Raw genomic sequence first — 6,961 nt, forward strand, 5'->3', positions numbered from 1 at the left:
GGCCAAGTCCGCTCCCCCGCCCCCACGTTCACTCCTCCGCGAGGCCGCCTTCCTGCGCCTGTGGGCAGGTACCACCGCCTCCGGCCTCGCCACCTGGGCCCTGCCCTTCGTGCTCGGACTCGCCGTCCTGCACCGTGACCTCACCGCCGCCGGCCTCGGCATGGTCCTCGCCGCCCGTACGGCCGGCTTCCTGCTCGCCGTCGCCGTCGGAGGCGTCCTGGCCGACCGGCACTCCCGCCGGGCCGTGGTCCTGTGGTCCGCCCTCGCCGCGGCCGTCTCCGCGCCGCTCCTCGCGCTCGGGCTCGGCCGCTCGCTGCTGCTGATGACGGCCGCCGCGGCGCTGGCAGGCGCCGGACAGGGCGCGTGCCGGCCGGCGTTCCAAGCGCTCACCGCCGAGACCGTCGACCCCGGCCGGCGCCGCCGGGCCAACGCCGCCATGACCGTGGCGGTCCGCTCCGCCACCCTCGCCGGCCCCGCCCTGACCGCACTGCTCGCCGCGTTCGTCGACGTACGGGCGCTGCTGCTCGGCATCGGCCTGCTCTGGCTGGTCGCCGCCCTGGTCCCGGCGCCGGGGACCGGTGGGGCCGCGACGACGGCTCCGTCGGAGACTGCGTCGCAGACCCCCTCGCCGGAGCCGGCGCGGTCATCGATTCCGTCACGGGCCGGCTTCCGGGCCGAGTTCGTGGAGGGCGTCCGTGAGGCGCGGCGCCATCCCTGGTTCCTCGCCGGGCTCGGCGCCCTCGTCGCGGTCGTCGCGCTCGGCTACTCCGCCACCGGCGTCGCGCTGCCGCTGATCAGCCGCGACCGGTACGGCTCCGAGTGGGTGCTGGCCGCGGCGGCCACCGCGTACACGCTGGGCGCGCTCGGCGGGGCGCTGCTGGTCGCCCGCGTGCGACCGCGGTCCCAGGGCTGGGCGGCCTTCGCCGGGCTCGCCGCGTACGGGTTCGCGCCGCTGAGCCTGATGCTGCCGGTGCCCGCGGTCGCCGTCGTCGCGGCGTACGCGGTCGCCGGGATCGGGATCGAGCTGTTCAACGTGCCGTGGTTCACGGCCACCCAGCGCGAGGTCGCGCCCGACAAGCTGGCCCGGGTCTCCTCGCTGGACTTCCTGGTGTCCTACGGGCTGGCGCCGCTCGGGCTCGCCCTGATCGCCCCGGCCATCGACCGGTTCGGGGTCACGCCGGTCCTCGGCGCCTGCACCGCCGCCTGCTTCCTGGTGCCCGCCGCGGCGGCCCTGGTGCCCACCGCCCGCCACTTCGGGCGGACGCCGCCGGGCAGCCCGGCCCGGGCGGGCTGAGGGCGGGCCGACCGGGGCGGGGGCGGGCGTGCCCTCGTGGAGGCGGGGTGACCATCGATGTCCGCCCCCGCCCCGGTCCCGCCCCGGTCCCGGCGGCCCGGCGCGGACCGTGATGCGGCACGCCCTCAGGCGAGGGCGGTGAGCCGGCGCGCGAGCAGGGCGGGGAGTTCGCGCATGTCGTGGAAGACGGTGGTGCCGGGGCCCTGGAGGCGTTCGGCGGGGGTGAGCCCGCCGGCGTAGCCGAACGCGTGCATGCCCGCGGCGCGCGCGGCCTCGACGCCGGGGCGGCTGTCCTCGACGACCACGCAGGCGGCAGGGTCCGCGCCGAGCTGCCGGGCGGCGTGCAGGAACAGGTCCGGGGCGGGCTTGCCCCGGGCGACCTCGGTGGCGCTGAAGATGCGGCCCTCGAAGCGGCCGTAGAGGCCGGTGCGGCCGAGGGTGTGGCGCATCTTCTCGTGGGACCCGCTGGAGGCCACGCACGTCGGGAGCCCGAGGGCGTCCAGCGCCTCGGGCAGGCCGTCCACGGGGTCCAGTCCGGCGTCGACGGCCTCCCGGTGCAGCACCTCGAACCGGTCCGACCAGACGGTGGCCGTCTCCTCGCCGAGCCGGGCGGCGATCTGCTCCCGGACGGCGGCGTGCGAACGTCCGACGAACCGGTCGACCACCTCGTCCGCGGTCAGCGCCCAGCCGTGCTCGGCGCCCAGGGCGACCTGGACGCGCACGGCGATGCGTTCGGTGTCGACGAGGACCCCGTCGCAGTCGAATATCACGAGTTCAATCGGCTTGATCACCCGTGCAGCATAGGCGGCCCCGCGGGCGGCCGGGCGGAGCGCCTGCCCCGACCGCCGCGCGGCGCGACAGTTGGCCCGATCTGCGGGTTCGGGCAGCGGATCGCTGGTCGTCGAAGTCCGGCCGCTGATCGACGGGGTCGACGTGATCGCGGCGGCCTTCGAGGACGCCGACCACGGGGTGCGCTGCGGGGACCCCCGGGGCTGGCTCGTCCCCGACGGCCCGCTGACGGTCGGGGACCGGCCGCACCGGGTGGACGTGGCCGAGCGGTGGTGCGGCTGCCATCCTGCGCTGTCCCTGCTGCTGCGGCGCGAGGGCGACACGGTCGTATGGACCTGGGAGCCGGAGGGCGAGGCGGGCATCACGCTGCCCGAGTACCGCTTCGACGCCACCTCCTACGACGCCGAACTGGCCCGAGCCGCCCAGGACCCCCGCTGGGAGTGGCCGGCCCGGACGACGGCCCGGCTGCTCCGGGACGCACTGCGGTCCGAGCCCGCCCGGCTGGCACGCTGGTCGTGCGAGCTCGGCCACGTGTGGACGGATCCACGCTTCCCCGACCACGTCCTCGTGTACTTCCTGCGCGACGAACGCTCCACGGACGGCGCGTGGCACCGCGTCGAGGAGTTCGGCGGCACGTTCCCCGTCGACGCCCGGGAACCGGCCCGGGCCGCCACGGAATTGGCCCGGTCCTTCCTCTCCGGTGACGACCCGAGGGCCGTGGCCGGCGTACGGTTCTTCCCCGCAGGAGTGGGCCTGCCCGCCTGGCTCGGCGGCCACGGCCACTACCACGACGAGGGCCCGACGCCTTGGAAGACGTACCACTAGGCGGACCTACGACCGACGCCCTGGCCGTACCGCTGCTCCGCGCACGGGACCGACCGCACCGCCCGCGCCTGCACGACCGGGGCAGCTACGCCCCGTGGGCGGGCCGGCCCGTCGGTGCTGCGGCACGGCCGGCCCCGGTGGCGTAGTGGACGTGCTCCTGCTGGAGCCGGAATCCGGCGTACCAGGCCAGCAGCCGGCTGGGGCGGTGGTCGCGCGAGCAGGTCCAGCTGGGGGTGCGGCCGCGCTGCTCGATGTCCGAGCAGAGGGCGTTGACGCAGGCCAGCGCCAGGTGACGGCGCCGGTGCGCGGGGTCGCAGGCCACGGCCACGTCCTCGTACCGGCTCCCCCGGACGTACGTGCACGCCACCGTGAGCAGTCGGCCGCGGCGGAACGCGCCCCAGGCGCAACCGGAGCCGGCCAGTCCGTGCGGGCCGCCCCAGGTGCCGTGGATCCACTGCGCCTGCGGTCCCAGGTCCGCCAGCCGTTCCGCGTCGGTGCCGGTCAGCCGGCGCAGGGCGACGCCGCGCGGTGGACGGGCCTCCACCGGGGCCGCGTGGCGTACGTAGACCATCCGCTCCCACGGGTCCAACCGGGTGAACGCGGCGCGCAGCACCGGCACGAAGTGCTCGGGCGCCTCGACGTAGGCGGCGGCCAGCGGGTGGAGGTCCTGCGGCCGTAGCACACCGGCGCGGCCGCGCAGCAGCACATGGTCCCCGCAGGACACGGCCAGCACCCGCGGCTCGACGGGCCGGTCGGCCCACCAGCGCCCGCGGCCGGTGCCCAGCGCGTGCTCGGCGAGCGCGGGCAGGCCGGGGACCCCGGACGGGAAGCAACGCATCAACTCGGTCGCGCGGGCCGGCGCAGAAAGCTCGATCACGGCAGGTCACACCTCGCAGCGGGCGGAAGGGGAGCCGGGGCGGCCCGGAAGAGGCCCCCCGGCATGGGAACCGGCGCCGGGCAGCCGAGGTCACGCCGGAAGGCGGTACGGCCTTGGCCGGCGCGGCGCTGCACGGCGCGGCGCTGCACGGTGCGGCGCGGGTCGGCGCGGTCGGCCGGGCTTCGGCCTTGCGGGGCCGCGGGGCCGCGACCTCGGGGGCATTCGGCAGGACGCCTCAGCCGTCGTCATGCACGTGACCGGAACCTCCGGCGACGGGCACGACCAGGAACGTACCGGACCTCCGTCCGGCCGCACCGGTCCGCGCGACGGAATTGCCGCCGCCTTGACGCGGGTGTACGCAACGCCGTCAGTGGCGCGTCAGGACCCCGTCAGGGACGGGCCGGCGGGGGCCCGTAGGCGGCGGGGAGGAGGCCGTACGCATACCGTCGAGACGTAGGGCCCGGTTCGGGAGCGACCCCTGGTCGGCCGGGCGCCCCGGTCGACCGGTCCCCGTCCGGAAGGTGAGCACCATGACGCTTTCCCGCTCCCGCCTGCGCACCTACGGCGTCCTCGCCGCGGCCCTGGTGGTGCCGTTCCTGGTGGCGCTGGCGCTGGTGCCCTTCCGTACCCGGCTCACCGGTACGAACGCCGCCCTGGTGCTGGTCGTGGCCGTGGTGGCGGTGGCCGCCCGGGGCAGCCGGCTGACGGGGGCGGTCGCGGCGCTGTCGGCCGCGGCGTGGTTCGACTTCCTCCTCGTCCCGCCGTACCTGAGCTTCGGCATCGCCGGCCACGACGACGTCGTGACGGCGGTGCTGCTGCTGGTGACGGGCCTGCTGGTGGGCCAGCTCGCGGTCCGTACGCAACGGATGCAGTCCGCGGTGGCCGTGGACGAGGCGGACCTGGAACGGCTACGGGCCACGGCCCGGCTCACGGAGGAGGGCACCCCACCGGAGGCCGTGGTCGAGTACGTACGGGGGGAACTGGTCGCCCTGCTGAACCTGCGCGGCTGCCGCTACGAGCCCGGAACCCCGGCCGGCATGCTGCCCCGGCTGGAGCACGACGGCAGCGTATGGCGCGGCCTGGAGGCGGGCGGCGGCGAGGCGGAGCTGTGGCCGGACGAATGGCCGGAGGGCCCGGTCGAACTACGCGTGACCGGCGGCGGCCACCCCTACGGCCGCTTCCTCCTGGACCCCCGCCCGGGCGCCTTGCCCTCCCACCAGGCCCGACTGGTCGCCGGCGTCCTCGCAGCCCAGGCAGGCACCGCCCTCGACATGGCCCAGCCGAAACGGGAACGCTGAGCAGCCGCCACCAGCCCGCTGACCATCGGGGGGCCGGCGGGACCTCCTCACCGAGACCCCGCGGGACCTCCGGACCCCACCCTGGCGCCCCGGAGGGGTCCGGGTCCGGCCCTCAGCCCCTCGCTCGGCGGGCCGCGGTGCGGGCCTCGTGGTGGAGGGCCCAGGCGTCGGCCACCGGGCCCAGGTGGGACAGTTTGGTCGGGTTGGAGACCACGCGGATCGCCTGGATCCGGCCGTCGAGGACGTCGAGGGACAGGGTCTGGAGGACCTTGCCGGCGCGGTCGTGGAAGAGCGCGCCCGGCCGGCCGTTGACCTGCCGCGGCTCGACCGTGACGCCGACCCGGTCCAGCATGGCGACGACCACCGCCAGCAGCTTGGCCACCTTGCCGGCGCCGAGGACCGCCCGGGCCAGCTGCGGGGTCCTGCCGCCGCCGTCGCCGACCAGCGACACATCGGCGGCCAGGAGTTCCTGCAGGCCCGCGACGTCACCCCCGCGGAACGCGGCGAAGAACCGCGAGGCGAGCTCCTCCTGCTCCTTGCGCTCCGCCTCGAAGCGCGGCCGCCCCGCCTCCATGTGCTTGCGGGCCCGCACCACAAGCTGCCGGCACGCCGCCTCCGACCGGCCGACGGCCGTGGCGACCTCGTCGTAGCCGAAGCCGAACACCTCCCGCAGCACGAACACCGCCCGCTCCAGCGGGCTGAGCCGCTCCAGGAGCAGCAGCGCCGCCATGGACACCGAGTCGGCCAGTTCCGCCGACCGGGCCGGGTCCTCGTACGGGTCGGTGAGCAGCGGCTCGGGGAGCCAGGGTCCCACGTACTCCTCGCGCCGCACCCGGGCCGAGCGCAGCACGTCGATCGCGATCCGGGTGACCGTGGCCGACAGGTAGGCCTTGGTCGACGTGGGCAGGGTCGACGAGCCGTCGAACCGCAGCCATGTCTCCTGCACCGCGTCCTCGGCCTCGCTCACGCTGCCGAGGAGCCGGTAGGCGATCGAGAACAGCAGGGGCCGCAGTTCCTCGAACTCCTCGACCTTGCTCACGTCATGTCCTTTCCTCGTTCTTCCTGCGTGCGGCTCAGTGGAACTGGCCCGGCTCGTAACTGCCCGCCGGCTGCTGGGCGATGATGTTGAGCCGGTTCACCATGTTCATGAACGAGACCATCATCGCCAGGGTGGTCAACTGCTCCTCGTCGTAGTGCTGGGCGGCCCGCGCCCACACCGCGTCGCTCACCCCGCCGGCCGCGTCCGCGACCCGGGTGCCCTCCTCCGCCAGTTCGAGCGCGGCGCGCTCGGCCTCCGTGAAGACCGTGGCCTCCCGCCAGGCGGCCACCAGGTGCAGCCGTACCGCGCTCTCGCCGCTCGCGGCGGCGTCCTTGGTGTGCATGTCGATGCACACCGCGCATCCGTTGATCTGGCTCACGCGCAGCGCCACCAGTTCCAGCGTCGCGGCCGGCAGGGGGCCGTCCTTGAGCGTCCTGCCCGCGGCCATGACGTGCTTGAGCGCCTTGCCCGTGGTCTCACCGGCGAAGTAGTTCAGGCGCGCGTCCATGGTGGTACCTCTTCTCTCTGGTTCTGGTTCTGGTTCTGGGTCTGTGGCTTTGTCTGGGTCTCTGTCCTTGTTGGTTCATCCCTGGGACGAGATGGGCCGCCGCCCTGTGACACGCTCCGATGTGACCTGTGTCTCGTTCCGCGGCGAACCCCGGCGCAGGTGCGGGCCGTTCCCCCGGGGTGAGGGGTCGGCGGCCGGCGTCGCCGCTCCGTGAGACGTGCTGGGATACGAGGAGGACGCGCCGATGGCCTGGTTCCAGGGACCGTGCCGGATCACCGTGGTCGGGGTGGACGCGGGCTGCCCGCAGCGGGCGGTGGTGACCCCGCGGGGC

At 75.4% G+C, this 6,961-nt stretch carries 7 protein-coding genes; 3 read left to right on the top strand and 4 right to left on the bottom strand.

What is annotated here, in order from left to right; all coding sequences use genetic code 11:
- Nucleotides 1–52: 52 nt before the first annotated feature.
- Nucleotides 53–1,294 (top strand): MFS transporter, encoded by a 1,242-nt coding sequence (locus EF918_RS30215; protein ID WP_125652121.1) that lies wholly within the window; start codon nucleotides 53–55, stop codon nucleotides 1,292–1,294.
- 125 nt (nucleotides 1,295–1,419) lie between these two features.
- Here the strand turns inward: EF918_RS30215 and EF918_RS30220 are convergent, their stop codons facing one another.
- Nucleotides 1,420–2,085, bottom strand: a complete 666-nt coding sequence (locus EF918_RS30220; RefSeq protein WP_125652116.1) for an HAD family phosphatase — start codon at nucleotides 2,083–2,085, stop codon at nucleotides 1,420–1,422.
- A gap of 70 nt (nucleotides 2,086–2,155) precedes the next feature.
- Between EF918_RS30220 and EF918_RS30225 the strand changes: the two genes are divergently transcribed.
- Nucleotides 2,156–2,908, top strand: coding sequence for a hypothetical protein (locus EF918_RS30225; protein WP_125652117.1), 753 nt, complete (start codon nucleotides 2,156–2,158; stop codon nucleotides 2,906–2,908).
- An 85-nt stretch (nucleotides 2,909–2,993) separates the two neighbouring features.
- Here EF918_RS30225 and EF918_RS30230 read toward each other — a convergent pair whose 3' ends face one another.
- Nucleotides 2,994–3,785, bottom strand: a complete 792-nt coding sequence (locus tag EF918_RS30230) for a GNAT family N-acetyltransferase (RefSeq protein ID WP_260610806.1) — start codon at nucleotides 3,783–3,785, stop codon at nucleotides 2,994–2,996.
- Nucleotides 3,786–4,315: 530 nt separating this feature from the next.
- On the opposite strand from EF918_RS30230, the gene EF918_RS30235 reads away from it, so the two are divergent.
- Nucleotides 4,316–5,083 (top strand): DUF4118 domain-containing protein, encoded by a 768-nt coding sequence (locus EF918_RS30235; RefSeq protein WP_125652118.1) that lies wholly within the window; start codon nucleotides 4,316–4,318, stop codon nucleotides 5,081–5,083.
- A 112-nt stretch (nucleotides 5,084–5,195) separates the two neighbouring features.
- On the opposite strand, the gene EF918_RS30240 is transcribed toward EF918_RS30235, so the two are convergent.
- Both EF918_RS30240 and EF918_RS30245 read right to left on the bottom strand, forming a co-directional pair.
- A complete protein-coding gene (locus tag EF918_RS30240; protein ID WP_125652119.1) occupies nucleotides 5,196–6,122 on the bottom strand; it encodes an RNA polymerase sigma-70 factor in 927 nt (308 codons plus the stop codon).
- A 34-nt stretch (nucleotides 6,123–6,156) separates the two neighbouring features.
- Nucleotides 6,157–6,630 carry a carboxymuconolactone decarboxylase family protein gene (locus EF918_RS30245; RefSeq protein ID WP_125652120.1) on the bottom strand — a complete coding sequence of 158 codons (474 nt, stop codon included), beginning with the start codon at nucleotides 6,628–6,630 and terminating at the stop codon, nucleotides 6,157–6,159.
- Nucleotides 6,631–6,961: the final 331 nt, after the last annotated feature.

This window comes from Streptomyces sp. WAC06614 (assembly GCF_003949795.1).
GTDB lineage: Bacteria > Actinomycetota > Actinomycetes > Streptomycetales > Streptomycetaceae > Streptomyces.